The organism is Paenibacillus sp. 23TSA30-6 (assembly GCF_014858585.1).
In the GTDB taxonomy this organism is placed as follows: domain Bacteria; phylum Bacillota; class Bacilli; order Paenibacillales; family Paenibacillaceae; genus Paenibacillus.
The window spans coordinates 1-26178 of record NZ_SLTL01000024.1 but is presented as its reverse complement, the minus strand read 5'-3'; the positions used below and the strand labels follow the sequence as shown (position 1 = coordinate 26178).

The 26178-nt window shown below is 46.5% G+C and carries 27 protein-coding genes and 1 pseudogene; 16 read left to right on the top strand and 12 right to left on the bottom strand.

Annotated elements, in window-relative coordinates:
* Positions 1 to 34: 34 nt before the first annotated feature.
* The 3 genes from E0698_RS19565 to E0698_RS19555 all read left to right on the top strand — a co-directional run bounded on the left by E0698_RS19565 (position 35) and on the right by E0698_RS19555 (position 2689).
* Positions 35 to 1162, top strand: a complete 1128-nt coding sequence (locus E0698_RS19565; RefSeq protein ID WP_192512674.1) for a rhamnogalacturonan acetylesterase — start codon at positions 35 to 37, stop codon at positions 1160 to 1162.
* A 73-nt stretch (positions 1163 to 1235) separates the two neighbouring features.
* The gene (locus E0698_RS19560) at positions 1236 to 2270 is read left to right on the top strand and encodes a glycoside hydrolase family 88/105 protein (protein WP_192512673.1); all 1035 of its coding nucleotides are present in this window, start codon (positions 1236 to 1238) and stop codon (positions 2268 to 2270) included.
* A gap of 14 nt (positions 2271 to 2284) precedes the next feature.
* Entirely contained in the window at positions 2285 to 2689 is a 405-nt protein-coding gene (locus E0698_RS19555) for a sensory rhodopsin transducer (protein WP_192512647.1), read from the top strand.
* A gap of 143 nt (positions 2690 to 2832) precedes the next feature.
* Here E0698_RS19555 and E0698_RS19550 read toward each other — a convergent pair whose 3' ends face one another.
* The 3 genes from E0698_RS19550 to E0698_RS19540 all read right to left on the bottom strand — a co-directional run bounded on the left by E0698_RS19550 (position 2833) and on the right by E0698_RS19540 (position 6557).
* A complete protein-coding gene (locus E0698_RS19550; protein ID WP_192512646.1) occupies positions 2833 to 3792 on the bottom strand; it encodes a DMT family transporter in 960 nt (319 codons plus the stop codon).
* A 242-nt stretch (positions 3793 to 4034) separates the two neighbouring features.
* The gene (locus E0698_RS19545) at positions 4035 to 5351 is read right to left on the bottom strand and encodes a glutamate-1-semialdehyde 2,1-aminomutase (RefSeq protein WP_025684386.1); all 1317 of its coding nucleotides are present in this window, start codon (positions 5349 to 5351) and stop codon (positions 4035 to 4037) included.
* A gap of 84 nt (positions 5352 to 5435) precedes the next feature.
* Positions 5436 to 6557: an LCP family protein gene (locus tag E0698_RS19540; protein ID WP_192512645.1), complete on the bottom strand. Its 1122-nt coding sequence runs from the start codon at positions 6555 to 6557 to the stop codon at positions 5436 to 5438.
* A gap of 104 nt (positions 6558 to 6661) precedes the next feature.
* Here E0698_RS19540 and E0698_RS19535 point away from each other — a divergent pair, with 104 nt between their 5' ends.
* From E0698_RS19535 to bcp, 4 genes are read left to right on the top strand one after another with little or no spacing between them, the layout of a single operon-like run.
* Entirely contained in the window at positions 6662 to 7711 is a 1050-nt protein-coding gene (locus E0698_RS19535) for an ABC transporter ATP-binding protein (protein ID WP_192512644.1), read from the top strand.
* Positions 7704 to 8498, top strand: coding sequence for an ABC transporter permease (locus E0698_RS19530; RefSeq protein ID WP_134911204.1), 795 nt, complete (start codon positions 7704 to 7706; stop codon positions 8496 to 8498). The genes E0698_RS19535 and E0698_RS19530 overlap by 8 nt, the downstream gene beginning before the upstream one ends.
* Positions 8499 to 8502: 4 nt before the next feature.
* On the top strand, positions 8503 to 9291 hold the full coding sequence (locus E0698_RS19525) for an ABC transporter permease (RefSeq protein ID WP_134911203.1): 789 nt from the start codon (positions 8503 to 8505) through the stop codon (positions 9289 to 9291).
* 41 nt (positions 9292 to 9332) lie between these two features.
* Positions 9333 to 9812, top strand: a complete 480-nt coding sequence (gene bcp, locus E0698_RS19520) for a thioredoxin-dependent thiol peroxidase (RefSeq protein WP_192512643.1) — start codon at positions 9333 to 9335, stop codon at positions 9810 to 9812.
* A gap of 83 nt (positions 9813 to 9895) precedes the next feature.
* Here the strand turns inward: bcp and E0698_RS27360 are convergent, their stop codons facing one another.
* Positions 9896 to 10027, bottom strand: a complete 132-nt coding sequence (locus tag E0698_RS27360; RefSeq protein WP_273043004.1) for a hypothetical protein — start codon at positions 10025 to 10027, stop codon at positions 9896 to 9898.
* A gap of 123 nt (positions 10028 to 10150) precedes the next feature.
* A complete protein-coding gene (locus E0698_RS27520) occupies positions 10151 to 10405 on the bottom strand; it encodes a hypothetical protein (protein ID WP_337916355.1) in 255 nt (84 codons plus the stop codon).
* Positions 10406 to 10556: 151 nt separating this feature from the next.
* Between E0698_RS27520 and E0698_RS19510 the strand changes: the two genes are divergently transcribed.
* Positions 10557 to 11789, top strand: a complete 1233-nt coding sequence (locus tag E0698_RS19510) for an MFS transporter (RefSeq protein WP_192512642.1) — start codon at positions 10557 to 10559, stop codon at positions 11787 to 11789.
* On the opposite strand, the gene E0698_RS19505 is transcribed toward E0698_RS19510, so the two are convergent.
* Positions 11790 to 12446: a DedA family protein gene (locus E0698_RS19505; RefSeq protein WP_192512641.1), complete on the bottom strand. Its 657-nt coding sequence runs from the start codon at positions 12444 to 12446 to the stop codon at positions 11790 to 11792.
* 144 nt (positions 12447 to 12590) lie between these two features.
* On the opposite strand from E0698_RS19505, the gene guaA reads away from it, so the two are divergent.
* Complete coding sequence (gene guaA / locus E0698_RS19500; protein ID WP_134911199.1) at positions 12591 to 14129, top strand: glutamine-hydrolyzing GMP synthase; 1539 nt, start codon at positions 12591 to 12593, stop codon at positions 14127 to 14129.
* A gap of 408 nt (positions 14130 to 14537) precedes the next feature.
* Here guaA and murB read toward each other — a convergent pair.
* The 5 genes and pseudogenes from murB to E0698_RS19475 all read right to left on the bottom strand — a co-directional run bounded on the left by murB (position 14538) and on the right by E0698_RS19475 (position 18193).
* Positions 14538 to 15428 (bottom strand): annotated as a pseudogene (gene murB, locus E0698_RS19495) (UDP-N-acetylmuramate dehydrogenase).
* Positions 15429 to 15542: 114 nt separating this feature from the next.
* Positions 15543 to 15827: a HesB/YadR/YfhF family protein gene (locus tag E0698_RS19490; protein WP_192512640.1), complete on the bottom strand. Its 285-nt coding sequence runs from the start codon at positions 15825 to 15827 to the stop codon at positions 15543 to 15545.
* 29 nt (positions 15828 to 15856) lie between these two features.
* Positions 15857 to 16213: a HesB/IscA family protein gene (locus E0698_RS19485; protein WP_044646080.1), complete on the bottom strand. Its 357-nt coding sequence runs from the start codon at positions 16211 to 16213 to the stop codon at positions 15857 to 15859.
* The gene (locus E0698_RS19480) at positions 16197 to 16550 is read right to left on the bottom strand and encodes a winged helix-turn-helix transcriptional regulator (RefSeq protein ID WP_052646755.1); all 354 of its coding nucleotides are present in this window, start codon (positions 16548 to 16550) and stop codon (positions 16197 to 16199) included. Before E0698_RS19480 ends, E0698_RS19485 begins: the two co-directional genes overlap by 17 nt.
* 284 nt (positions 16551 to 16834) lie before the next feature.
* Positions 16835 to 18193 (bottom strand): MFS transporter, encoded by a 1359-nt coding sequence (locus E0698_RS19475; protein ID WP_149095749.1) that lies wholly within the window; start codon positions 18191 to 18193, stop codon positions 16835 to 16837.
* 167 nt (positions 18194 to 18360) lie between these two features.
* Between E0698_RS19475 and E0698_RS19470 the strand changes: the two genes are divergently transcribed.
* Positions 18361 to 19026, top strand: coding sequence for a helix-turn-helix transcriptional regulator (locus E0698_RS19470; protein ID WP_149095750.1), 666 nt, complete (start codon positions 18361 to 18363; stop codon positions 19024 to 19026).
* Positions 19027 to 19134: 108 nt separating this feature from the next.
* On the opposite strand, the gene E0698_RS19465 is transcribed toward E0698_RS19470, so the two are convergent.
* Positions 19135 to 20265 (bottom strand): Gfo/Idh/MocA family protein, encoded by a 1131-nt coding sequence (locus tag E0698_RS19465; protein ID WP_192512639.1) that lies wholly within the window; start codon positions 20263 to 20265, stop codon positions 19135 to 19137.
* Positions 20266 to 20396: 131 nt separating this feature from the next.
* On the opposite strand from E0698_RS19465, the gene E0698_RS19460 reads away from it, so the two are divergent.
* The 6 genes from E0698_RS19460 to E0698_RS19435 all read left to right on the top strand — a co-directional run bounded on the left by E0698_RS19460 (position 20397) and on the right by E0698_RS19435 (position 25606).
* A complete protein-coding gene (locus E0698_RS19460) occupies positions 20397 to 21242 on the top strand; it encodes a LysR family transcriptional regulator (RefSeq protein ID WP_192512638.1) in 846 nt (281 codons plus the stop codon).
* Between the two features lie 229 nt (positions 21243 to 21471).
* The gene (locus tag E0698_RS27060; protein WP_238354074.1) at positions 21472 to 21882 is read left to right on the top strand and encodes a hypothetical protein; all 411 of its coding nucleotides are present in this window, start codon (positions 21472 to 21474) and stop codon (positions 21880 to 21882) included.
* 370 nt (positions 21883 to 22252) lie between these two features.
* Positions 22253 to 22618 carry a MarR family winged helix-turn-helix transcriptional regulator gene (locus E0698_RS19450; RefSeq protein ID WP_223264251.1) on the top strand — a complete coding sequence of 122 codons (366 nt, stop codon included), beginning with the start codon at positions 22253 to 22255 and terminating at the stop codon, positions 22616 to 22618.
* Positions 22619 to 22640: 22 nt separating this feature from the next.
* Complete coding sequence (locus tag E0698_RS19445; protein WP_192512637.1) at positions 22641 to 23579, top strand: NADP-dependent oxidoreductase; 939 nt, start codon at positions 22641 to 22643, stop codon at positions 23577 to 23579.
* 45 nt (positions 23580 to 23624) lie between these two features.
* Positions 23625 to 24014, top strand: coding sequence for a hypothetical protein (locus E0698_RS19440; protein ID WP_192512636.1), 390 nt, complete (start codon positions 23625 to 23627; stop codon positions 24012 to 24014).
* Positions 24015 to 24235: 221 nt separating this feature from the next.
* Positions 24236 to 25606 carry an NCS2 family permease gene (locus tag E0698_RS19435; protein WP_149095755.1) on the top strand — a complete coding sequence of 457 codons (1371 nt, stop codon included), beginning with the start codon at positions 24236 to 24238 and terminating at the stop codon, positions 25604 to 25606.
* Positions 25607 to 26178 lie beyond the last annotated feature (572 nt).

Sequence of the window (26178 nt, the reverse complement as noted above, 5' to 3'; positions counted from 1 at the left end):
TAGGGCTAAGGACTATTGCGGAGAGGTGAGTGGAATGTGGAAGTTCGATTTTGGTCCGGGTGAGCCTGCGGATAGCTACACGGGAGTACCCCCGGATTGCCTGTATACTGCCGAGCAGGGCTACGGGTTTGAAGACGTAGACCATGTGTATGGCCGGGAAAGGCAGATGTCCGACGTATCCGCACCTAAGGATATGCTCGCACGGCTGCGAAGCAGCTTTTGCATTCCGCTGGGGGCTGTGTTTGTCGCCGATGTACCGGAGGACGGGACGTATCTCGTCACTGCGCTGCTCGGCGATCTGCTCGCAGAGACGCTCACACGCCTCAAAGCGGGCGAGGGCAAGCATGTGCTGCCCCCGTTACACACGCTGCCGGGCCAGTTCACAGAGGCCCGGTTTGCGGTGCCCGTCAGGGGCGGCAAGCTGCGCCTCGCCGTATCGGGCCCCGCCCCGCGGCTCAATGCGCTGGAGATTACGCCAGCGCCACAGACCGTCCGGCTGTTCCTGGCCGGAGATTCCACGGTTACGGATCAGGATGCGTCCGGCTATCCATATACAGGCTGGGGCCAGGCTTTGCCAGCCCTGTTCAAGCACGATGTCTGCGTGGATAATCATGCCGTATCGGGAAGAAGCTCCAAAAGCTTCGTGGACGAAGGACGGCTGGACGTCATTTTGACTGAAATGAAAGTAGGAGACTTCCTGTTCATCCAGTTTGGCCATAATGATCAGAAGTCGGACCCGGAACGGGCTACAGAGCCTTTTACGACCTACAAGGAGCATCTGCGCCTCTACATTGACGGAGCCAGAAGTCATGAGGCTACTCCAGTGCTGGTCACACCTGTACACCGCCGTTATTTTAACGGGGATGGTACGCTATCCGACACACATGGTGACTATGTAACAGCGGTTCGTGAGCTGGCGGAAGAGGCGAACGTGCCTCTGATTGACTTGGCTGCCCGCACGCAGGAGTTATATGAGCGGCTGGGTCCCGAGGCAAGCAAAGAGCTTTTTATGTGGCTGCTGCCTGGTGAATATTTGAACTTTTCCAGTGGCTTGGAGGATAATACACATTTTCATGAGAACGGTGCGGTCTGTATTGCAGACATGGTGGTGGATGCTGTGAAGGAGCTGGATTTGCAACCCTTACGCATATATTTACGATAGACGGACGGGTTTTTCTCTAACGGGTGTCAAGGAGGCAGTTAACGTGAAAATTACCAAAGGGGGAGACGAAGAAATGCCTGCACTGATTTTTAATGAGGAACAAATTAAACAGGTGATCGACCGGGTGGTGGAACGCACATTTCAAATGCACTATAGCTGGGATTGGCCTGGTGGTGTGGCCTTTTACGGGGTGTGTGAAGCCTATGAAGCAACCGGGAACGAGAAGTATTTGACCAAATTAAAGGAATGGGTCGATGAAAATATTGCGGATGGACTTCCACCGCTCTCGGTGAACGGTGTGTCTGTGGGACACTGCTTGCTGACGCTGTATCAGGCTACAGGTGAGCAAAAATACCTTGATATCGCCATCGAGATGGCAGAATTTTTGGCCAAAAAAGCTGAGCGGTTTGCCGACGGCATTTTCCAGCATACCGTGAATTCACTTCATGACGTATTTCCGCAGCAGGCGTGGGTGGATACGATGTTTATGGCAGGCTACTATTTGCTGCGCATCGGTCATCTGCTGGGTAACAAGGAATATTGGGAGGACGGTATCCGGCAATATCACGGGCATGAGGAATTTTTGCAGGACCCGGATACGAATTTGTATTACCACGGTTGGGATCATGCGAACCAAAGCCGGATGTCGGGGATTTACTGGGCGCGGGGAAATTCATGGGCAGCACTCACAATGGCAAAGGCGCTGAAATTCGTGGAGGTGCAGCATCCATCCTATATGATCATCGACGGTTCGCTGCGCGATCAGCTCAGTGCGCTGGTGCGGCTGCAATCCCCGGAAGGGCTGTGGCATACGGTGCTGAATGATGAAATCTCCTATCTGGAAACCTCGGGCTCTGCAGGCATTGCGACAGCTTTGCTTATGCAGGGACGACTGTTTAATAAATACACGCAAAAGGCAATCGACGGTATTCTTTCCCGAATCAAGGAGGACGGCACCGTGACGGGTGTATCCGCTGGAACCGCCGTGATGAACGATATTGACGGCTACCGCAACGTGCCGTACAAACGCATTCAGGGCTGGGGTCAGGGATTGGCTCTTGCATTTCTGGCACAACTGCTGCGTACCAAGGAGAATCCATTCGGGTAGAGGAGTCGGATAGCATGAGAAATACTGAGCTTACTCAGGAAAAGGTAAACCTGCCGCGGGGCAGCTTATTCTGGGTCATCCCCGATGGATATATTCCACCCGAAAGCCGGGGAGAGCTGCTTAGTCATGAGAGTATATGTGTGCTGAACTGTGGAACTCGAGGGGCCAAGCTGAGTATAGACATCTATTTTGAGGACTGCGAGCCGCTGGAGGGATTGATCGAGGTGGTGGAAGGAAGGCGAACCCGTCATATCCGCACGGCCTCTTTGGAGAGGGATGGTGAACGGATTCCGGCAGGCATCCCCTATGCGATTACGGTCACCAGCGATGTGCCGGTGATTGTGCAATATAGTAGACTGGACACGACACAGCCGGAACTGGCATTAATGAGCGTCATGGCGTACCCGGTTGAAGGCTGAGATGTTGGCTTGAGCGGGATATTTAATCTCCAGTGAACCATTCTAAGTAAAATAGATGAACTGAAAAAGATACCCTCGGGCTGTCATTTATTCCGGCTCGGGGATATCTTTTTTGTGTCAAAACCGTGAGCATTTATGTTACTTCAGTCCACTTTTAGTGGCTTTGCAGCAGATGCTTTTCGCGGCTCGAAGCTTCTCCGACCTCCAAAATTGGTGCCCAATACCCCGATAATAATAATAACGGCCCCGACAATGTGATAGTATGCGAGTTGCTCCTTCAAAATGTAAGCACCTGCTATCATGGAAATGAGAGTGGATAAATTACCGATAACACTCATTTTCGAGGCTTCGATCCACTTCAAGGCAAAGCTTGATAAAAGCGAGGTGACGAGGGTAGACAGTATGCCCAGATAAGCCAGTGCCAGCCAGTAATCAGGCTTTACCAGGGGAGCGATATAAGTGCTCAAGGAACCATCTATCGTATGATATCCCAAGGCCACCAAGTTAAAAACGACACATCCCAGAATGGAGGTAACGTAGGTTAGCTCCAGCGGATTGTATTTTTGCGTTAATGGACGAGCCAGTACATTATAGCCGGAGAGGCATATCGCAGATAGCACGAGCAGAAGAATACCTCCGAAGCTGTTCGAAGCCAGCGGCGCCCCACTTTTCATCACGAATATAAAAATAACGCCTGCTACAGAGAGCAGCAAGGAAAGCTTTTGGACAACCGTTGTACGCTCTTTAATAAAATAGGACGCCAGCAGCAGCGTGAAGATAGGGACGGTCGCCTGAATAATGCCGCCTTCCGATGAAGAGGTACTCATTAGTCCGAAGGCTTGCAGTGGAAAATACACTAAAGGCGAGAGTAGCGCCAGCGGTAAAATACGCAGGATATCACGCCGCGTGATGTTAATCTTGATCCAGCCCAACAGTACTGGAACCGTCAAAGCGATAAAAGACAAAGCAAAGCGGTGGGCGATTACATCCAGCGGGCTGGCCTCTGTGACCGTCAGCTTCACAAACAAAAATGAAAAACCGAGTATAGCGGCATAGCCGAGAGCAGCCAGATAGGCGGCTCCCGTTTTGGAACGACTTTGCATGATAAACCTCCGTAATGGCTCAGGCATTTGTTTTCATTAGCCTATCCTGAATGATTTCAACATGTTGCTCCTCCCAATATACCCGGATGGTGTCATTTGATACAATCCATAAGATGTACAACTGTACGGGTACAGTTGGCAAATTAAAAAAGCCGGAAGGCAGTCTCAAAGGTGGGATATCCCAATCCTAAAAGCTGCTTCCGGCTCTTATCCTATCAGCATTCCATCATTTATTAATCTGCTTACTTGCCCTGCGCCATCGCACGGAAAGAATCGTCCGCCGCTTCCAGCGTAGCATCCACGTCTTCATCTGTGTGCGCCGTTGTGAGGAACCACGCTTCATACTTCGATGGGGCCAGATGAATACCGCGATCCAGCATATGGCGGAAGAAGGAAGCGAACGCCTCGCCGTCTGTATCCTGCGCCTCATCGTAGTTCGTGATCGGATGATCACAGAAATGTGTCGAGAATGCCCCACGGATGCGGTTAATTGTCAACGGCACGCCATGACGTGCGGCTGAGGAAGCGATACCATCCGTCAGTCTCACAGCGAGACGTTCCATCTCTTCATACACGCCTTCGCCTTGAAGTACTTCAAGACATGCAATGCCTGACGAGATGGAAGCCGGGTTGCCCGCCATGGTGCCCGCCTGATAAGCAGGGCCGAGTGGAGCAACCTGCTCCATCACATGCTTGCTGCCGCCGTAGGCACCGATCGGCAGGCCGCCGCCCATGATTTTACCCAGCGCGGTCAAATCCGGCTGAATCGCATCATGATTGTCCAATCCGGCGTACGTTTGGGTGGAGCCGTAGTGGAAGCGGAACGCGGTAATGACCTCGTCATAGATGACGAGCGAACCGTTTGCCCGTGCCATCGAGCATAGCCCTTCCAGAAAACCGGGCTGCGGCATCACCATGCCGAAATTGCCGACAATCGGCTCGACCATGACCGCTGCCACATCGTCACTCCAACGCTCCAGGGCTTGGCGCAACGCGTCCAGATCATTGAAAGGCACGGTAATAACCTCGCTCGCAATGTTGGTCGTAATTCCTGCGCTGTCCGGTATGCCCAGCGTGGACGGGCCGGAGCCTGCGGCTACGAGCACCAGATCCGAGTGACCGTGGTAGCAGCCTGCAAATTTGATGATCTTATTTCGCTTCGTATAGGCCCGTGCAACACGGATCGTCGTCATGACTGCTTCTGTGCCGGAATTCACAAACCGGACCTTGTCCATGGAAGGAATGGCTTCCTTTAGCATCTTGGCGAGCTTGATTTCCAATACCGTTGAGGTTCCGTACAATACCCCGTTCGCCGCCGCCTCACTAATGGCCTTGGTAATATGAGGGTGGGCATGTCCGGTAATAATAGGGCCGTAAGCCGCTAAATAATCAATGTACCGATTATCATCCACGTCCCAGAAATGAGCGCCTTTGGCGCGTTTCATAAATACCGGAGCACCACCGCCCACAGCCTTGAAAGAGCGTGAAGGACTGTTTACGCCCCCGACAATATGCTCCAGTGCTTCTTTATATAATGCTTCGGAGGTTTCCCGTTTCATCATCCAAAACTTCCTTTCCGTTCATTAAAATAGGATATACACACACCAAAGGGCAGCGTTCACGGCTGCCCCCTGCATACATCATTATAGCTCTTTTTGTCCTGTCTTTGTTGTCGATTGTGTGGCAGCAGCATTACTACTGGTATTGCTGCCACCCGTGAAAGAAGCCTTATCCGTCTTGGACGATGATGCACTGTCCGGTTGCTTCGTTTTGTTTTGATCCTTATTTTGTTCCTGTGTCTGTACAGGAGGATTATTGAATATATCCTGCACGTACTTTTTCAATTCTTCCGGATCACGGACGGTAAGAACCTGCGCGCCGCCTACATTCTCTTCCCCAAGCAGCTTCATCGGCGGAACCTGCTCACTGCCAGCAAAGTTGCTTTGGTAGCCGACGTTTGCCAGCCTCCACATATCGTTGACACTAAGATTCGTATCAATAAACGGGTTTACCTGCTGCAAAATGCTCGGCAAATTGGCAATGGAGGTCGTGCTCTGCATTTTCTGTGCTATAGCCTCCAAAAATGCACGCTGACGTCCTGATCGGGAGAAGTCCGACATGGCGTCGTGACGAAACCGCACGTATTGAAGCGCCTCTTTGCCGCCCAGATGCTGCATGCCCTTTTTCAAGTCAATATCGTATTCATGCTTATCCGCATTGCTTGTATAGTGCATATCCTTCTCCACTTCAAGATCAATGCCGCCCACGGCGTCCACCAGCTTAATAAATCCTTGAAAATCGGTATATACATAATATTGCACCGGAATCCCCAGCAGGTCGCCAGCCGCCTTCATGGCCGTGTTGGGGCCGTGAGTAATGGCGGTGTTAATCCGACTTTTATTGTAGCCGGGAATATCCACGTACGTATCACGCAAAATAGAGAAGAGGTGAATCTTTTTCTTGACGGGGTCAAGCGATACGACCATCATACTGTCCGACCGGGGGACTTCCCCTTTTTGGATACCACGACCATCGACACCCATCAGCAAAATGTTGACCGGGTCCGTACCTTCCCACTTGGGCGGGTCTGGTGTGCGCACCTGATCGACCTGCGTTACATTTTTGAATGGGGAGTTTGCACCCTCTTTATGCAGATTGTCCAGTTGATTATAAATGGATGAAAAATAATACACGGCAAAGCCGACAATCGCGACGATAATCACGGCTAGAACCGACCATATCGTCCTTTTGGTTCTGCTTGTCATGGATGCTCTCCCTTTCGCTTTTCAATTCTTTACATTATAATTTCTTTTTGGAGCACAATCAATTTAACTATGGATTTTTCAAAATCCTGAATGTGAGGTATGACATGCTGGCAATTGATGTGCAGGATCTGCGCAAAACATTTAAAGTGCAAAAAAACCGTGAAGGCCTGAAAGGAGCCTTCCTTGATTTATTCGCCCGCGAATACAACGAGGTGGCCGCGGTCAAAGATATTTCCTTTGGTATTCCTCAGGGAGAAATATGTGGCTATATTGGTGAAAACGGAGCTGGAAAGTCTACTACGATCAAGATGCTGACTGGCATTCTCGTGCCGACCTCGGGACATCTCAAAGTGGGCGGCTATGTTCCTTACGAGGAACGCGAGAAATTCGTAAGTAATATCGGCGTTGTTTTTGGACAGCGCAGCCAGCTATGGTGGGACATCGGCGTGATTGAGTCCTTTCAACTGCTGCGCAAAGTATATCAGGTTCCGGCTACAGACTTCAAACGCAGGCTGGATGAGCTGGTAGAGCGGCTCCAATTACAGGACTTGCTAAGCCGTCCGGTGCGCAAGCTTAGTCTTGGGCAGCGGATGCGCTGTGAATTGGTGGCTGCGTTGCTGCACAATCCGTCCATCGTTTTTCTGGACGAGCCGACCATTGGACTCGATATTATGGTGAAGTCTGAAATCCGCGAGTTCCTGAAGGACATGAACCGGGATTACGGTACGACGATTTTGCTGACAACCCATGATTTGCAGGATATTGAAGCGCTGTGCTCGCGCGTCATTATGCTGGATGATGGGAACATCATCTATGATGGTGGTCTGGAGGATCTGAAAGCACGTTGGGGTACAGGAAGGGAAGTACAGTTTCAGTTCGGCGTTGCCACCCAGCTTGAGCAATTACAAGCGTGGACAGCGGACATGCCGCTGACTTGGACGGCGGATAATGATTTGGCTGCCAAGGTGTGGATTCCGCTTCATATCAACGTATCAGATGTCTTGGCCAGCGTAGTCGGGCGTACGGACATTACGGATATCAAAATCATTGAAACGAACACCGATGATATCGTGCGTAGCATCTACCAATCCGGCTCGGCGGAACGCAAGGGCAATCCCGTGCTTCCGGCAGTGGAGGCCAAAGTCCATGCTTAGCGTATATACCGATTTTATTCGTATCCGGTTTCTCACCATGCTCGCTTATCGTGTGAACTATTATACGGGCATATTAATTTATTCCATGAATATTGGTGTATATTATTTCACGTATAAAGCGATCTATGGAGATGCGGGCAGCATCGGTGGCTTTTCCGCAGCCCAAATGACGACCTATGTAGCGGTATCGTGGATGGCGAGGGCCTTTTATTTCAACAATCTGGATCGTGAAATTTCGACAGAGATTCGTGATGGCAGCATTGCCATCCAGATGATCCGGCCGTATAACTATGTGCTGGTCAAAGTCATGCAGGGGCTTGGCGAGGGGATGTTCCGTTTTCTGCTGTTTATGATCCCGGGCATGGCGATTGCGATGCTGCTGTTTCCAGTGACATTGCCGAAGGACCCTGTAGCATGGATCAGTTTCCTCGTGATGCTGTTTTTCAGCTTTCTGATCAATACCCAAATCAATATTATTACAGGGCTGACGGCCTTTTTTGTTGAAAATAACGAGGGTATGATGCGCATGAAGCGGGTGGTGGTAGACCTGTTCTCTGGCTTGATTCTGCCCATCAGCCTGTTTCCGGGCTGGCTGGCGACCTTCGCCCAGTGGCTGCCATTTCAGGCGATTACGTATTTGCCCGGCTCCGTATTTACCGGACGAGTAAAAGGCGTTGGTATTTGGAATGTGCTGGGTATCCAAATCATTTGGCTGGTCGTTCTGCTCGTGCCGATGATCATCATTTGGCGACTGGCGCGCAGACGTCTGTTCGTGCAGGGAGGGTAGGCCGATGATGTACTATTTGGGACTCATTAGCGAATATTTGAAGAATTATATGAAATCGCGGCTCACCTACCGTGCTGATTTTTGGGTAGAGGTCGTTTCGGACCTGCTATTTCAGGCCACCAATCTCATTTTTATTTTGGTCATTTTTATGCACACGGACAGTTTGGGCGGCTGGAGCGAAAATGAAGTCGTATTTGTCTATGGCTTTTTCATGGTTCCTTACGGACTATTCAGCTGTTTCGTCAATCTGTGGAACTTTAGCGAGCGCTATATTGTAAAAGGAGAGCTGGATCGGGTCATGACCCGTCCTGCGCATAATCTGTTCCAGATTTTCCTTGAGAATGTAGATCCGCCCGCGTTGGTCGGATCGGTGATTGGTCTGATTATTATGGGGATCAGCGGAGCGCAGATGGATTTGCAAATGGCGTGGTGGTTCATCCCGGCGCTAATTGTCATGACCCTGAGTGCCGTGGCGATTTATACGGGGATCTACACCATATTGACTTCAATTTCGTTCTTTTCAGATGCCCCGACAGGAATTATTCCGCTCATGTACAATATGCAGAGCTATGGACGTTATCCGGTGACGATTTATAACCGTGCGATTCAAGTTGTGCTGACCTGGATTCTGCCGTTTGCTTTTGTTGGCGTATATCCGGCATCCCTGTTTCTTCATCGGGAGGATATGCGGCATATGGCGCTTTTGACTCCGGTCATGGGAGCTGTATTTCTAACCTTGGGCTTACTGGCATGGAATTTTGGTATTCGGCGTTACAGAGGTGCAGGTTCTTAGGTCGGATCACATCAGAACCCCACAAGATAGGAGATGATGAGATGTCCACGACATCTACCGCTATTGGACAACCCGCGCCGGACTTTGAATTGCTGGGAAGTGAAGGGAAAAACGTCAAGCTGTCTGATTTTAGAGGCAGCAGGGTTTTACTGTATTTCTATCCGAAGGATTTGACGTCCAGTTGCTCGACACAGGCTTGTGATTTTCGGGATAAACACGGGGAGTTCGAGGGTTTGAACACCGTCATTCTGGGAGTAAGCCCAGATCCACTCAAGCGGCACGACAAGTTTATTGCAAAATATGGGCTGCCTTTTCAGCTTTTGGCGGATGAGGAGCATGAAGTGGCGGAAGCTTACGGCGTATGGCAGAAAAAGCAGATGTACGGCAAGCAATACATGGGGATCGTACGCTCTACCTTTCTCATTGACGAGAATGGTATTCTGATTCATGAATGGCGTGGTTTGAGAGTCAAAGGCCATATTGATAATGCGCTTGAGTATATTAGAGAACTAACAAAATAAAACATCCATACACCCTTTGGGACACTGCTATTCTTCAGTCTCAGAGGGTGTTTTTGATATGTAATCTCCGGCTTATTCTTACTTCAGGATGTTGTATAACCCATGCCCCACAAGCTCAAAGGAATGATGACCGAGTTGGTCAAATCCCAATCTACCCAGAAGGGAACAAGGGTATCAAAATAGTAGATGACATTAGGTGCAACTATGCTGCTCAAGCCGTAGATGAGTATCCCCGCAGGAGACCCTTTACTTGACCTTGATTTGGAGGCCACCTCCCCAAGGTACGACCACCTGTGCCGACACACGGATTTGGTCGCCGTCCTTATCTACACCCAGTCCTACGGTAATTCCGATCTCGTTAAGCTCTCAGCGGTATCCATCCGCATAAATGAGCGCAGTACGGAATCATGCAGCAATTGAGTGTTGATCAGACCGTCAATATAAAACACGGCTGCTGGCCATTTCTGCATCCACAGTAGCTCTTTGACAATCAAATCCCCGCTGTTTCCAATCGAGCTTTGGATATGATTCACATTATCCCGCAAGCAAGAGGATACGTGAGTGAGTGGACAGCTTTTATTCTCATTTTGCATACGTAAAATCCTCCGATATTGGAGTTAGTTGGTTTAGTATGCTCTGAATATTTTATGCTTGACGTTTGTATAGTCATCCCTATAAATTAGTTATATAGCTAATTAGATTAATATATAATTAGTTGATCATATCGACTTGGAGCTGAAGCACATGGTAAACAAGCAATACAGAAAGTTATTCGCGGCCGGCATTATTAACGGAATTGGAGACCGCTTCTGCCAGATCGCTTTGTTAGCCTTGATGTATCGACTTACCGGCTCGGGACTCAGCGTGGGGATTATGCTTGGACTACGGGTGATTCCTTTTTTAATTCTGTCGCCCGTGTCAGGTGTGCTTATCAGCAGCATATCCAGACGCACACTTATGATGACCACGGATCTGCTGAGAGGTGGAGCAGCCCTTGCCTTTTTAAGTGTTCACAGCAATGAGGATATGTGGATCGTTTATGGAGTCAGTACCCTGTTAGCCTGTGGGGAAGCGCTGTACGCTCCAGCCCGTAAGTCGTCCATCCCGCTGCTGGTCCGACCGTCAGATTTGTTGCGGGTGAACAGTCTGGAGCAGGTGATGAGCGGACTGGTATTGGTGATTGGCGCCGCTGCTGGAGGCATCGTATCCGCGCTTTTTGGACCACAGGCCGCATTTATGCTCAATTCCGCCAGCTTTTTCGTTGCAGGTTTGATCGTCTGCAATATCGCATTCCCGCCTATCACTAAGGAGGAAGTAAATAGGGAGGATGCTTATACTGAATCACGTGGAAGTCAGACGTCTTTTGATGATCGAATCCTCGGTAGGTCACAAATACTGCAATGCATCCGTATGTCGCTTCCGCTCCAAGTCGTAATTGCATTCGAGCTACTGGTTCCATTCCTCAATGGGATTGATAATGTGCTGATCAGTGTATATGCCGTGCAGGAGTTTAAGCTGGGGGATGCCGGGATTGGACTATTTTACGCCGCTTTGGGTGCGGGTCTGGTTGCCAGTTATGCACTGGGGCGTCTATCCAGCCGTTCTTTATTGAGCGGAGGACTGGTATGTCTGCTATTGGAGGGAATTCTGCTCATGGGGTTAAGTGGAATTGAACATGCATGGGCGGCGGTCGGCATTTACTTTTTCATTTCGTTGGCTGGCGGGGTCGGAGCAATCTGTTTGGATACACTATTCATGCGAGAGACTCCGCTGCATGTACAGGGGCCATTATTGGGCATGCTGACAGCGTGGAGTCAAGGGATTATCGGCTTATCCATGTTTGGAGCCGGGGTGGCGGTGGAAATCATGGAGCCGCGTATGTTAGGTTTGATTGGCGGCGCTGGATTTGTCTTGATATCTATCATGATATCAATTTACTATACAAGGGCTCGCAGCCGTAAGGCAGCGGGAGTCTAATTATTCCGGATCTTTTTTGCTACTGTTTTTCACCGATTTGTCGGACTTGCGGAAAGAACTAAACAGGAAGGCTCTCCAGCGATAAACGATATATAGCAGAAGGATAATGCCAATGATGGCGACGATTCGAAGCGCATACAGCTCCGCCAAATGGAACATGGCATCCCATTGCGGACCAAACACCTTACCGATACCTAGAAACAGGATGACCCAGAACAGAGCGCCGCTGTACGCATACATGGCAAATTTACGCAGGGGAAGGGCAATAATACCCGCAAAATAGCCGGTAAAATGCCGGACGCCGGGAATGAAATATCCGAGAAAAATAAGCCAGTACCCGTAACGTTGAAACCATTTTTGCGTTTTTTGGAGCTTGTCCGGCGATAACAAAACCCATTTACCGTATTTCTGGATAAAGGGGAGTCCGGCCCATTTTCCGATAAAGTAGGTAATGGTCATTCCGATGGTTGTGCCTAAAAAGGCCAGCAGCACCAGCTTTCCAAAATCCAGTGTACCCGAATAGGAGAGATATCCCGCATAAGCCATCGTGGTTTCCCCGGGAAAAGGTAAAGCAATAAATTCCAGCAGCAAGCCGAAAAAAAGGACGCCGTATCCGTATTCTTCGAACAATTGCGTGATCCATTTCAGCACATCCATCGTTTACACTCCTACGAACAGATTCATAATTTAGAATTAATTCATTCTAACAATCTTTTCATGTCCGCTCAACTCCGGGTGATTTCTTGACGTCTTGTTTTATCGTTGCGTATAATGAAACGAACAATTGAGGGAGGCACGGTAATGAATAAGCCTAATGAAATCGTTGTAGTTCTCGACTTTGGAGGACAATACAACCAGTTAATCGCAAGAAGAATACGGGATCTCGGTGTATATAGCGAGCTCCTTCCATACAATACGCCTGCGGAGAAGCTGAGAGAGCTGGCACCGAAAGGGATTGTTTTCTCAGGTGGACCTTCCAGCGTATATACAGATAATGCTCCTCAGGTGGACCGGGCTATTTATGATCTTGGAATTCCTATTTTTGGTATTTGCTATGGTATGCAGCTGATGGCTCACCAACTGGACGGTAAGGTAGAACGTGCAGGCAAGCGTGAGTACGGTAAAGCAGATGTACAATTCAATGAGGATACCCTACTGGCTAAAGGTCTGGAATCCCGTCAAACCGTATGGATGAGCCATGGGGATCATGTTACAGATTTGCCATCTGGCTTTAAACTGGATGCAGGAACGGAGAGTGCGCCGATTGCTGCCATGAGTCATCCGGAACGGAATCTGTATGCGGTACAGTTCCATCCAGAAGTACGTCATTCCATTCAAGGTAATGAGATGATTAGTAACTTCCTGTATGAAGTGTGCGGTTGTGAAGGCAACTGGACGATGGAGTCGTTCATTGAAGATCAGATCCGTGAAATCCGCCAGCAGGTAGGCGACAAAAAAGTATTGTGTGCTTTAAGTGGCGGCGTGGATTCTTCCGTCGTAGCGATGCTCATTCATAAAGCGATTGGCGATCAATTGACATGTATGTTTATTGACCATGGACTGCTGCGCAAGGGTGAAGCTGAAAGCGTAATGGAAACATTCGTTGGCAAATTTGATATGAAGGTTGTCAAAATTGACGCGCGTGAGCGTTTCCTGTCCAAGCTGGCAGGAGTCGATGATCCGGAACAAAAACGTAAAATCATCGGTAACGAGTTCATCTATGTGTTCGAGGAAGAATCCAAGCAATTCGACGACTTTACATTCCTGGCACAAGGCACGTTGTATACGGATATCGTAGAGAGCGGAACAGCCACGGCACAGACGATCAAATCGCACCATAACGTAGGTGGCTTGCCGGAAGACATGAAGTTCAAGCTGATCGAGCCGCTGAATGCACTGTTCAAAGATGAAGTGCGTAAAGTTGGGGAAGAATGCGGACTGCCACCTGAGATTGTATGGCGTCAGCCATTCCCGGGTCCGGGTCTTGCCATTCGCGTGCTGGGTGAAGTCACAGAGGACAAGCTTACGATTGTTCGTGAATCAGATTATATTTTGCGCGAGGAGATTGCCAAAGCCGGTCTGGACCGGGAAATCTGGCAATACTTCACCGCTTTGCCAAATATGAAGAGTGTTGGCGTTATGGGCGATGCCCGTACGTATTCTTACACTGTGGGTATTCGTGCAGTAACCTCTATCGACGGTATGACCGCCGATTGGGCGCGTATCCCTTGGGATGTGCTGGAGAAAATTTCGGTACGTATCGTCAATGAGGTCGACAACGTCAACCGCATCGTGTACGATATCACCTCCAAACCACCAGCAACGATTGAGTGGGAATAGGCTGGGTTGATGGATGGTGTTAATCGCTCGTAAATCCTTGATACATAAGGGTTTATGGCGTTGACAGCATTGATGTTCTACGTACACCTGCAACAATAGAGTGCAAAAAAATCACTCTCTTTTATCTGCGTTATTTAGCAAATAGAAGGGAGTATCTTTTATGATCAAAATCAATGAGATAATCGAGGATTTCAGGCTTACTCAAGAATTCTAGGTCGGGAAGGGTGTCTGAAACTGAGGATGTGACACCACTTCATATCAAAAAATATATTCAGGAGTTTTATTAGATATTCATATAATCAGCTATGCAGTGTACTTAGTCAGTTACCTTTGTCTACTCTTCAATATTTGATGCTTTTTAAGCATAATAAAGTGAACTACTAATTTAAAATGCCTAATAAACAGAAATTATTCTCCCGAAATAATTATTTCCGTCTCCAAATAAATATTAAATTTATCGTGTACTCTATTTTTTATTAATTTTATTAATTCTAAATAATCCTGGGCGGTAGCATTATTTGCATTAATGATAAAACCCGCATGCTTAGTAGAGATTTCAGCTCCCCCAATGAGAGTTCCTTGTAAGTTACATTCTTGAATGAGTTTTCCTACATAATGTCCCTCTGGACGTTTAAATACACTTCCGCAAGAGGGATACTGGAGAGGTTGTTTAGCTTCTCTTTTCAAAGTTAATTTCTTCATCTTACTGGAAATTACATCCTTGTTCCCTTTTTTGAGTTTAAACTCGACCTCAAGTATTATATATTTATCCGTTTTGAAGATACTATTTCTATAACCAAGTTTCATTTCTTCTCGGGTTATATTCATAATTTCTCCATCTTTAGTAATAACACTCGCACTTTGGACAACATCGGCAATCTAACCGCCATAAGCACCCGCATTCATATATAAGGCGCCTCCTGTACTACCTGGTATTCCACATGCAAACTCTAGACCAGTTAAGGTGTTATCCAAAGCGATCCTTGAGACATCTATAATATTTGCACCGCTTTGCGCAATAATCTTGTGCTCGCTGACTTTAATTTGATGGAAATGGCTCAGAGAAAGAGTTACTCCTCTTATTCCACTATCTTTAATAATTATATTTGATCCTTTTCCAATGACAGTCAGAGGTATTTGATGTATTTTGGCAATTTCCAAGATTTTTATAATTTCTTCTTTCACTGTTGGATGGATAAGCATGTCTGCTTTACCACCTATCCTTACATAAGTGTAGTTTTTTAATGGCTCATTTAATTTTAACTTTTCCAAAGGTATTTGATTCTCAAAAATGTTCATGAAATTCTCTCCCTAAGTTACTCACATGTAAGGTTTAAAAGAGAAGCTTCTTCTGAAAGTAGTTTTATTGGGTCTGGAAAATAGAAAAGCTAGAAAAGTTCGTCCTATATAGTCTCAACATGAGATTTTATTTAAAAATATACCTTCTTCATTACTATCAATTTTAAGAAATTCGTCCTTCAAAATCCAAACATCAGTTTTTTCAATAAAGAAATAAAATCCACCAATAGATTTAACTAAAGCTGGATCAATTGGTGTAGCGCTTGAATTTATACCAATAGAGAATGCTTCTGAGCCTCCACCTGCATATTTCGCATAAATTCTTATATATTGGCCCTCTTCTAAATCCCAGTCATTTTTAAAAGAATGGATAGCTTTTTCAGATACTACAAATGACATAAATAATCTATTCCCCTTTCCAATTTTTTTCAATCACATTTTTTAACTTCGCCACGATAATTTGCCATTCTGAAACTAGCTCCACATCCACATGAAGCTCTTGCATTAGGGTTATTCAAGGTGAAACCGCCTAACATACCGCTTTCTTCATAGTCAATTTGAAGACCTTCAATATATTTAATACTATTAGTGTGAACCAAGATACTAAATTCACCTTTATTTAATAAGATATCACCTTCTGTTTTCTGCTCATCCACGATAAGAGAATAGGATAAACCACTGCATCCCCCCTCATCAACGCCTACTCTAAGGAAAGAATTTCGGGCATTAGCACTTGATAAGATTTCGACGATTTTTTCGAATGCTGCTTCACTGACCTGTATCATCGTAGTAATTCCTCCTTGGAACGTCATTTTTTTTAGCTGCATTGTTAACCCAGTCTATTAAACAGGGTATGAATGTAGCAAGAGCAGATCCTTTTGGTGTTAATTCATAAATGGTTTGTATGGGGCGTGTCAAACTTACAGTTCTTTTAACCAAATTATCGTTTTGAAGCTCTTTTAAACGCTTAGAGAGGATGCATTCCGAAATGGAAGGAACATTTTCGGAAATTTCGCTAAATTGCTTTGGACCTTGAGAAAGGGCAAATAGTATATGAATAATCCATTTAGTCCCGATTATACGATAAGCTGTAAAAAGTTTCTCAGTATCTGTAGTCAACATATTATTGATATACCCTCTTTCTCATGATCAGCTTAGATAGACAGGAGACTGATTCCTTTTGTTCTAATTACGTAGCCGTTCCATGTCTTAGAGGACAAGGAACGGTTTTTTTGGTGTTCTAGGAAGGCATGGGCAAGGAAAAGCTTAAAGAGCTTGGAACGAACGCGCTCGTCCGAAAAGGAAACTAAATTTCATGGTACCCTTACTCTTCTGGTAAAATGAGACTTCCGTCAATACTCGCTTTTAAAGTGGTAAACATTGTGAATCCTCATCTGTTTATTAGTTCAGTTTGCTGGTGTAATCCGAGTGCTAGCGAATAAACTCATTACGATTAACAAAAGATGAAAACCCATCGTTACAATTAATCCTGATTGCAGTGACATCCCTGCAGATTGACAAACAACAAGGATGGAACCGCCTATTCCGATAACCACGCCCGGTGTAAAAGAATCCGCAAATTGCAAATTTGCCGAAGTTTTTCCAACACCTTCTTCCCCTGTTTGGGAAAATGCCACAACGCCGCTAATAGGATGCGCCAATCCGATTCCAATTCCAGCTATGATTTGTCCAATAACCGCAACGGCAACAGTTACAACTGGTACCCAAAATACGAAGGCAATCCCAAATGCAAGCAGTAGCACACCCAGGATAATTCTTGTATGACGTCCACGACCTTGGTCTGCCGAATCCCAACGTCCTTGCAGATAAGCAATGACGCACCAACTCAGTGCAGCACTCGCTACAATTAATCCGGCCTGAGAAGGAGTAATACCTTTCACATCTATTAAAGCCAATACCAAGAAATTCTGTGTGCTGGTATAGGCAGCGAAGAACAGCCCACGTGTTGCTAGAATAGCTGGCATGCCTTTTCGGAAAGCAAGAGTTCCCTTGGGTAGCAGTTTGCGCAGCGGATATACCATTAGCACTAAGCCGATAATGACTAAAACAAACCCTGTAATTATCGGCAGCATGCTAAGACCAACTAAGAAAGTCCCCGTACCTATCGTTAATAGTAACGCCAACCATGTAGCTGTAGCTCCGTTGTCCCCTTGTGTTCTCTCTGTCTTTAATTTCCTAAAAGCAGGTAAACTTAGCAATGCTGAAACAATCAGGATCGGTAATATTCCCCAGAAAACAAACCGCCAGGACCACTGATCTGCGATAAGACCGGCAACGTATGGACCAAGCATGGACGGAAGAACGTAGGCAGTACCGAATGCTCCGAGTATTTTGGCACGTAATTCATCGGGATAACTTAAGGATATTGCAGTGTACACGCAAGTCATCATAGCGCCGGCACCTAAACCCTGCATGGCCCGTGACCCTATCATGGTATACATATCGCCTGCTGTTGCGGCAGCGATCAGCCCGACGATAAACAAAAGAAGTGCGAAAGTGAACGGTGCTGCAGGTCCTCTTCTATCAATGATTCGACCGACGACCAGGGTCCCGATAATCTGCGCAAGCAGATATGTGCTGAATATCCAGCCAAATAGGTCAAGGCCGTTCAAGTCGCCAGCAATGGAAGGGGCAATTGTAGTTACCGATAAGCCCTCGAATCCAACTGCCATCACCGACAGGATAATTCCTATGGACAGTGCAAAATAACGCGGGCTGAAAATACTTTGAGGATTAGAAGACATGAAATGTGACCTCCAAGAAATTTTTTATGTATACTTCATATCCGGATACTTAGTAAACATTTTTGTTTATAAAGTTTAAACTACAGTTTGACTTTGACTTTGTCAACATTTTTATTTAAAATGTAGAGAGTGATGTAGATCCAGTCGCTTTCAAAAGGAGGTTCACCATGAGCCGCAATCAAACGAATAAGGATTTATCAACTGGTACCCGAAGAGGGATCATTGATCTGCTAAAGCAGCAAGGTGGAATGGATGTTGCGACACTATCCTCCAAATTTTTGCTATCTGGTATGGCTATTCGTCAACATTTAAATGCTCTGAAAGAAGAAGGGTTGGTTACTTACGAAGAAGAGGCCCGTCCCATGGGTCGACCCACAAAGCTATGGAGATTAACGCCTGGGGCTGATCGGTTTTTTCCAAACGGATATTCTGAGTTATCAGTCAGTCTGATCAATTCGATGAGAGAGGCTTTCGGAAACGAGGGGCTAGAAAAGCTGCTGTCTGTCCGGAATAAGAATATGCAAGAGCAATATCTTCAGCATCTTGGTGACGCATCGGGCGTAAGAGAGAAACTGGAGAAACTAGCCGATATTCGAACAAACGAAGGCTATATGGCCGAGGTCAAGGATCAAGGCGATGGGAGTCTCTTGTTTATCGAGAAGCATTGTCCGATCTGTGAAGCTGCTGCTGCCTGTACCGGGTTATGTAAGAATGAGTTACATTTATTTGAAACCATTCTTGGAGATAATGTTCATATCGAACGGGTAGAGTATATTTTGGCGGGGGGAAGAAACTGTGTATACAGGGTTAGGGAAGGCGAACAAGCACATTGATGCTTGCTTGAATGACATCGGTAACAAGATAACAAAACCTTCAACTCCACATTTATCGTGGTTTTGAAGGTTTTTTCTTAAGGTTATGTTGTTCTAATTATGTGCTTTTTACCATACGATCTTTTTCCCAGTTGCAGCCGATTCCTCAATGCGGTCCAGTAGTTGATGTAGCTTCACGGCATGGGTAAAATCAGGAGCGAGATGAGTGTCCGTCAAAATATCCCCGGCAAATACATCATGAGCCTTGGCTACATTCAGGGTTACCCCTTCTTTTGGGAAATCCGGTCCACCATCAGGCTCGGCAGTTATACTTATTTGTTCAAAAGCGTCATTAGGCGCATAACCCTGCTTACTGCTTGGATCATACACAAGTTTTTGGAGCGTCAGATTGCCAAATTGAACATGCCCAAGCGAAGGATTCTGTGTCAAACGCAAAATGCCCTTTTTCCCCTGAATCTCCAGCTCGAATTTTGGATTCACTCCACCCTGAATGTGGACGGATACCGTTGCTCCCTTCTCCAATGACCCCTGAATCAGAATCTGATCCGCAGTATCCTTGGGAATGACTTCACCCGTTTCCTGAATAGTGGCTTCGTTATAGTGAGATGATGTGATGGCCGATAGCTCACGGAATTCACCAACGATGTATTGCAGCGCGTCCAGAGAATGTCCCCCGTTAATCGTCAGCAGATTGGCGCCATTGGCTCTATTCAGCAAATAAGCCGTATCCTGATCTGTTCGTCCTCCTTTGCCGCGAGTAGCTACTTGCATATGACAGGACACAATTTCACCAATCGTCCCGTCTTCCACCAACTTTTTCATCGTTTGCACTTCAAGATCCTGCCGTGCCTGCAAGCCGACGGTATGATGAATGCCCGCCTGTTCTGCTGCCGTAGCCATTTCAGCGGCTTCCGCAGTGTTTGCCCCCAAGGGCCATTCACAAAAAATATGCTTTCTCTCTTGAATTGCCGCCATCACCGCCTCGTAATGATGGGGAACTTTTACGCTCACCACAACCATGTCCACATCCTCGGAAGCTGCGAGCTTTTTGGCATCATCAAAAGCCAGTGCAGCCCCTACTTCTTCTGCGCTTTGTCGCGCGCTCTCCATACGGGAGGTGCCGACGGCAGTGATATCCAGGTTCGAGTGCTTGAGCAAAGCAGGAATATGCGTTTGACTGGCCCATTTATTATTCATCGAACCTCCTACGATACCTGCACGAATCTTCTTTTTGACCATGTTGCATACCTCCTGAATTTTTAAAATGAGGGTGGAAAATAGCGTCCAAGGTCAATATAATACACTTAACTCATAAATAATAATGTTTGTTTGTGATGCAGGTATCATTTTATTTGATGGTAGGTGAAGGGATGGATATTGAAAATATGCAGGCATTTGTTTCGGTGGCAGAGCTGAGAAGCCTGACAGAAGCTGCCCAAAAGCTGAATCACCTGCAATCGAACATGACGGCCAAAATAAAAAAGCTGGAGGCCCATTACGGCACAGCGTTATTTTATCGAAAGCCCCGTGGCATGGAGCTGACACCCGCAGGAGAAACCTTGTACGCTCAGTTCAAACAAATTTTGTTGCTATGGCAAGACACAGAGATGAAAATGAGACCGCAGGAGGAAAAGCTGCGCATCGGCACGATGCAGTCCATCGTAGCGGGGGAAACAACAAGGGCGCTTACGAAGGTATATGAGCTATACCCGCAGGCTTCTGTTACCTTAAAAACCGGAACCACTACGGAAATGGAGCGATTAATCCTCGAAGGTGAACTCGATATCGCTTTTGTTACAGGGTATTCTACTAACCCTTACATTCATTATCAAAAAATATGCCGTGAAGAGCTGGTGCTGGTGGGGAAAGGCATTCATGAAGGCTCAGACCTCAAACAGGTGCTGCAAGGAGCCTCTATTATCGTGCTGTCGGATGGCTGCCTGTATCTCACACATCTGGAGAAGATGTATCAGGACATGCAATTGACTCATGGCGAGGTGGTGGAGGTCGGTGTGTTTGATACGATGGTGGAATTCGCCTTGATGGGAATGGGAATCACTCTTATGTCCAAAAAGCTGGCGCGGCAATTTAAAGTAACATCCTATTTGCCCGCTCCCCCAACCTTCGGCTACATGGATACGTATTTGATAACCCGGCCCAATCATGAAATGACAGCGATTGAACATAAATTTATCGAAATCAATAATACGATCTAAATAGATAGGAGAGAAATCGAATGACAATCAATCAAGGCAAATACTAAGGTAGCCATGCCGTATTTCTGGGCGATAGCATTACGTTTGGATATGAATTGCGTGATAGAGAAAAGCCTTACCCCCACCTCGTCAGCAACACACTGGGATTCCAAACCTTTGAGAATCACGGCATATCGGCAGCAGTGTAGCCAGCGGCGGTTTTGAACCGATGTGTGAGCGTTATGAGAAAATGAACCCTCACGCGGATGTGATCTTTTTTATGGGTGGAAGAAATGATTTTTCCATGGGAGAAACGCCGTTCGGTCATTTTGGCACAACATCGACGGAAACGCGAACATTTTATGGTGCGCTCAAGCATATTGCCGAGGGATTAATTAACCGTTACCCGGACAAGCTGATCATCTTTTTGACGCCGCCCCACGGATCAAGTGATGCGGTTCCTGAACATTTGCCCAATGCAGTCACGGGACAACTGTATAGCGCGTATGTGCAGGCTGTGAGAGATGTGGCTTCGCTGTATTCTTTCCCGTGCTGCGACCTGTGGAATATCGCAGGAATTCAACCGCTGCTGCCTGTTCACAAACAGATGTATTTTACCGGGGAAAACGGTTTCCTGACGGTCTGCATCCAAATCAGGTAGTCATGAGCGGCTGGCAGCTCGTATGATTGGATTTATGAACACGCTATAACCTATAGAGATCATTGCCAGCTGTGAACAGATACACCACGACTCTTTTTCAATTATATTACTCCGAACTATCGCAGGACACCGAAGTGAAAATACTCAGGCGGGTCGTTTAGCTTGAGTGTTTTCTATTATTGTCTGAGTGTTTACTATAAACCACCTGTCACAGAAAACCACCCATCACAAAGCTTGAATATTTTCAATAGAGGTGTATAATAATTGACATATCAATTGATAAGTCAAGTAATTGCGAGGAGGAGCTACCATCGAACATTGCTCTGAGAAAAGCCAATTGTTTTACCGCATGCATCTTTTGTGTAAAGAAATGAATACAGCTTTTGAAGCGCAGTTAAAAACGAGCTTTACCAAGGTCGAAATTTTGTATCACATTGATCAACGGCAGGAATTGAGTCAGTTGGAGCTTCAGCATTTGCTGGTTCTGGACGGAGCGGCGGTAACCCGGCATCTGAAAAGGCTGGAGGAGGAAGGTCTGATTATCCGCAGCAAAAAAGAACAGGATAAGCGTGTGACCTATATTTGTCTAACAGAATCAGGGGTTCGAGAGTTGCAAGTTTTGTCAGAGGAAAGACAAGCCTTTCAGGACAAGCTGCTACGTGAGTTTGCGGATGAGGAAATTGTTTCTTTGACAAATGTGTTACAGCGCATGTCTACCAATGTGAAGAATATGTAAAATACGCGAGGAGGAACTGAATATGAAAGCTATCGTCATTGAACGCTACGGAAGCAAGGATGAACTGAAGGAAAGAGATGTACCCAATCCTAAGCCACAGGCCCATCAGGTCGTTGTGAAAGTAGCAGCTACCTCCATTAACCCGATTGACTGGAAGCTGCGTGAAGGTTATTTGAAGCAAATGATGGATTGGGAGTTTCCGATTATCCTGGGCTGGGATGTTGCGGGGACCATCTCGGAAGTAGGCAGCCAGGTAACTAATTGGAAAGTAGGAGACGAAGTATTTGCTCGTCCGGACACGACACGCTTTGGTACTTATGCGGAGTATACCTTAGTGGATGACCATTTGCTGGCGCGTAAACCTGTCTCGATCTCATGGGAGGAAGCCGCATCTGTTCCATTAGCGGGACTGACAGCCTGGCAGGCACTCTTTACACATGGTCAACTGGCCAAAGGTGAAAAGGTATTGATCCACGCAGGCGCAGGCGGTGTCGGAATGTTCGCTATCCAGTTTGCCAAACAAGCTGGTGCCTATGTCATTACGACAGCCAGCGAGCGCAATCATGAGCTGCTTGCTTCATTAGGAGCCGATCAAATTATTGACTACCGTACGACCCATTTCGAGGATATATTGTCTGATGTGGACGTTGTATTCGATACGATGGGTGGAGATGTTCAGAAAAACAGCTTTAAAGTTCTGAAAAAACACACCGGACGGATCATATCCATCGTTAGCAATTTTGATGAAGAGTTAGTCAAGGAGCACGACGTAACGGCCAAAAATATATGGCTGGAGCCCAACGGACAGCAGCTACAGGAAATTGCCGACCTGTTAGAGCAGAAAAAAGTAAGGTCGGTGGTAGGAGCTACGTTTCCATTTTCGCAAAAAGGTCTGTATGACGCACATGCTCTAAGCGAAACCCACCATGCTGTCGGTAAAATTGCCATTACCTTTTCATAAGAACACATATAACGAGGCGCAACACGAAAGGAATTATACAACACGATGAAGATCCTGGAAGATTATTTTTACTATTATGATTTGGCAAGAGATGATGAGAAAAGCAAAGAGCAATTAATCAGCCTTTTCTCCAACGAAATTGAGTTCGTGCTGAACGGTGACCGGAAACAAGGTATGGATAGCTGGAAAAGCTTCTTGGACATGTTCTTTGAAGGAACACTCGACATCAAGCATATGTATGAGGGCTGGAAGCCGGTTCCCGGAGAATCGGGTGCCTATGAAACCAAATGGGCGGTATGCGGCAAAAGAGCAACAGGCGAAGTGTATACACTTACAGGAGTGGACAAAGCTCGGTTGGATGAAGAAGGGAAGATCGTTTATCTGGAAAATATACCGGACACCGCGAATGCCTTTGATAAGTACAAAAATATCTGATTCGCCTAATTGATAACCCGTCAGCTATATAACAGCTTGGCGGGCTTTCTATTTTCCGAACAATACATATGTGATTAAATTACAACATTCGCTTTTTGTGTTGACAAGCAGTAGGGGACGGCCTAAAATAACGGATGTAATATAGCGCTTATGAATGCGAATATTACAGCAAATGAACGATAACAATACGAGTATGCTTTACGTAGGAGGAATTACGACTCATGGAGCGTTTCTTTAAATTAAAGGAACATGGAACGAACGTCCGCACAGAAATTATTGCGGGTATTACTACTTTTATGACCATGGCTTACATTTTGGTGGTCAACAATACCTTTTTGGGGCCGACTGGAGCAGGGATGCCCAGCGAAGCCGTCTTCTTTGCCACTGCGGTAGGTGCAGGACTGATCACTATTCTGATGGGATTGTTCGTTAATGTGCCCATCGGCATGGCTCCGGGTATGGGCTTGAATGCTTATTTTATGACTGTAGTCTTGGGTTCCAACGGTATGATTACTTGGCAAGCGGCACTTGGCGCTGTATTTATATCCGGTATCGTCTTTCTGATTTTAACCGTGACACGAGTGAGACAGATGTTGCTTGTTGCAGTTCCGGAAAATCTAAAGACAGCTATTACCGTAGGGATCGGCTTGTTTATTACCATTGTTGGTTTTAAGCTGTGTAATCTGGTTATGGTAAGTATCGTTCCAGGGACGGATGTAGGTCAGCCGGTTCCGGGTCATGCTTTTAATCTGATTCTGGGTAGTCTGGTTCATCAGAAGGATGCGCTGCTGGCGCTGATCGGTTTGCTCATTATCGCAGCGCTGATGGTTGTTCGGGTCAAAGGTGCTTTGCTGATTGGTATCGTAGCTACTACATTGATTGGTATTCCGATGGGCGTAACGAATTTGAGCAGTTTGACAACAGGTCACTGGATTCCTGATTTTAGTAATCTGGCAGTGGGCCAGTTGGATTTGAAGGCTGCTTTGCATATCGGTCTGTTTGATATCATTTTCATTTTCACATTTGTAGAGCTGTTTGATACGTTTGGTACACTGGTGGGTACGGCTACCCGCGCAGGTATAATGAAGGATAAGAAAAAAGGTGAGAAAATCATCGGTAAAGCTATGCTGGTGGATGCTGTTGGTGTAAGTACCGGTGCAGTATTGGGTACAAGTACTATTACAGCATTCGTGGAAAGCTCGGCAGGGGTAGAAGAAGGCGGGCGTACGGGTCTGACTGCTGTAACGACAGGCATTTTATTCCTGCTCGCTCTCTTTATCGCACCCCTGGCACTGGTTGTGCCTTCCGCTGCTACTGCTCCAGCGTTGATTATCGTTGGTGTGTTGATGATGAGCCAGGTTCGTAACATCGATTGGGATAATTTCCTGCTGGCGTTCCCGGCGTTCCTGACCATCGTTCTGATGCCTTTTACAGGCGGAATCGCTAATGGTATTTCTGCCGGCATTTTGTCTTACGTGGTTTTGACTGTATTCAGTAACCTTTTTACCAGCAACAAAGTTAAAGTTCACTGGCTCATGTGGGTGCTTGCTGTTATTGTAGTGATCCGGTTTGCCTTTATGGGCTCGGAATAACAACTAGATATCACCTGAAAAAGCTTTTTGCAGTAAAGAACCTCCTTCCCTGTTGTTTCAGGGAGCGAGGTTCTTTTTTTGTTCTGGTTATTCATGATGCGAAAGAGGGTGGGAGTATATAGAAGAAGAACGAATAACAAATAGAGATTTTCGAGAATTAATGAAATAAATGCTTGCAAACTTATTTCGTCTATGATATATTCTAATTCCGGCCAAGAAATACAATATTGCGAGCGAATGTTACAAAAAAAGATTTAAAAAAATGCTTGCAAAGTTGGTTCGGACATGATAAGATATAAGAGTTGATAAGGCGACAAGCTGAGTCAACGAAAAAGAAATGTTTGATCTTTGAAAACTGAACAACGAGTGAGTAAATGATTTTGTTCGCAAAATCAGCCACGAAGATTTCGGTGCATCCGCAAGGTTGTATGAAATCGGAGTGTAAAAGAGATATTTTTATCTCGTCAGTTTCAAAATGAGCATATCGCTCTTTCTATATACCAACTTCGGTTGGTCTTTAATGGAGAGTTTGATCCTGGCTCAGGACGAACGCTGGCGGCGTGCCTAATACA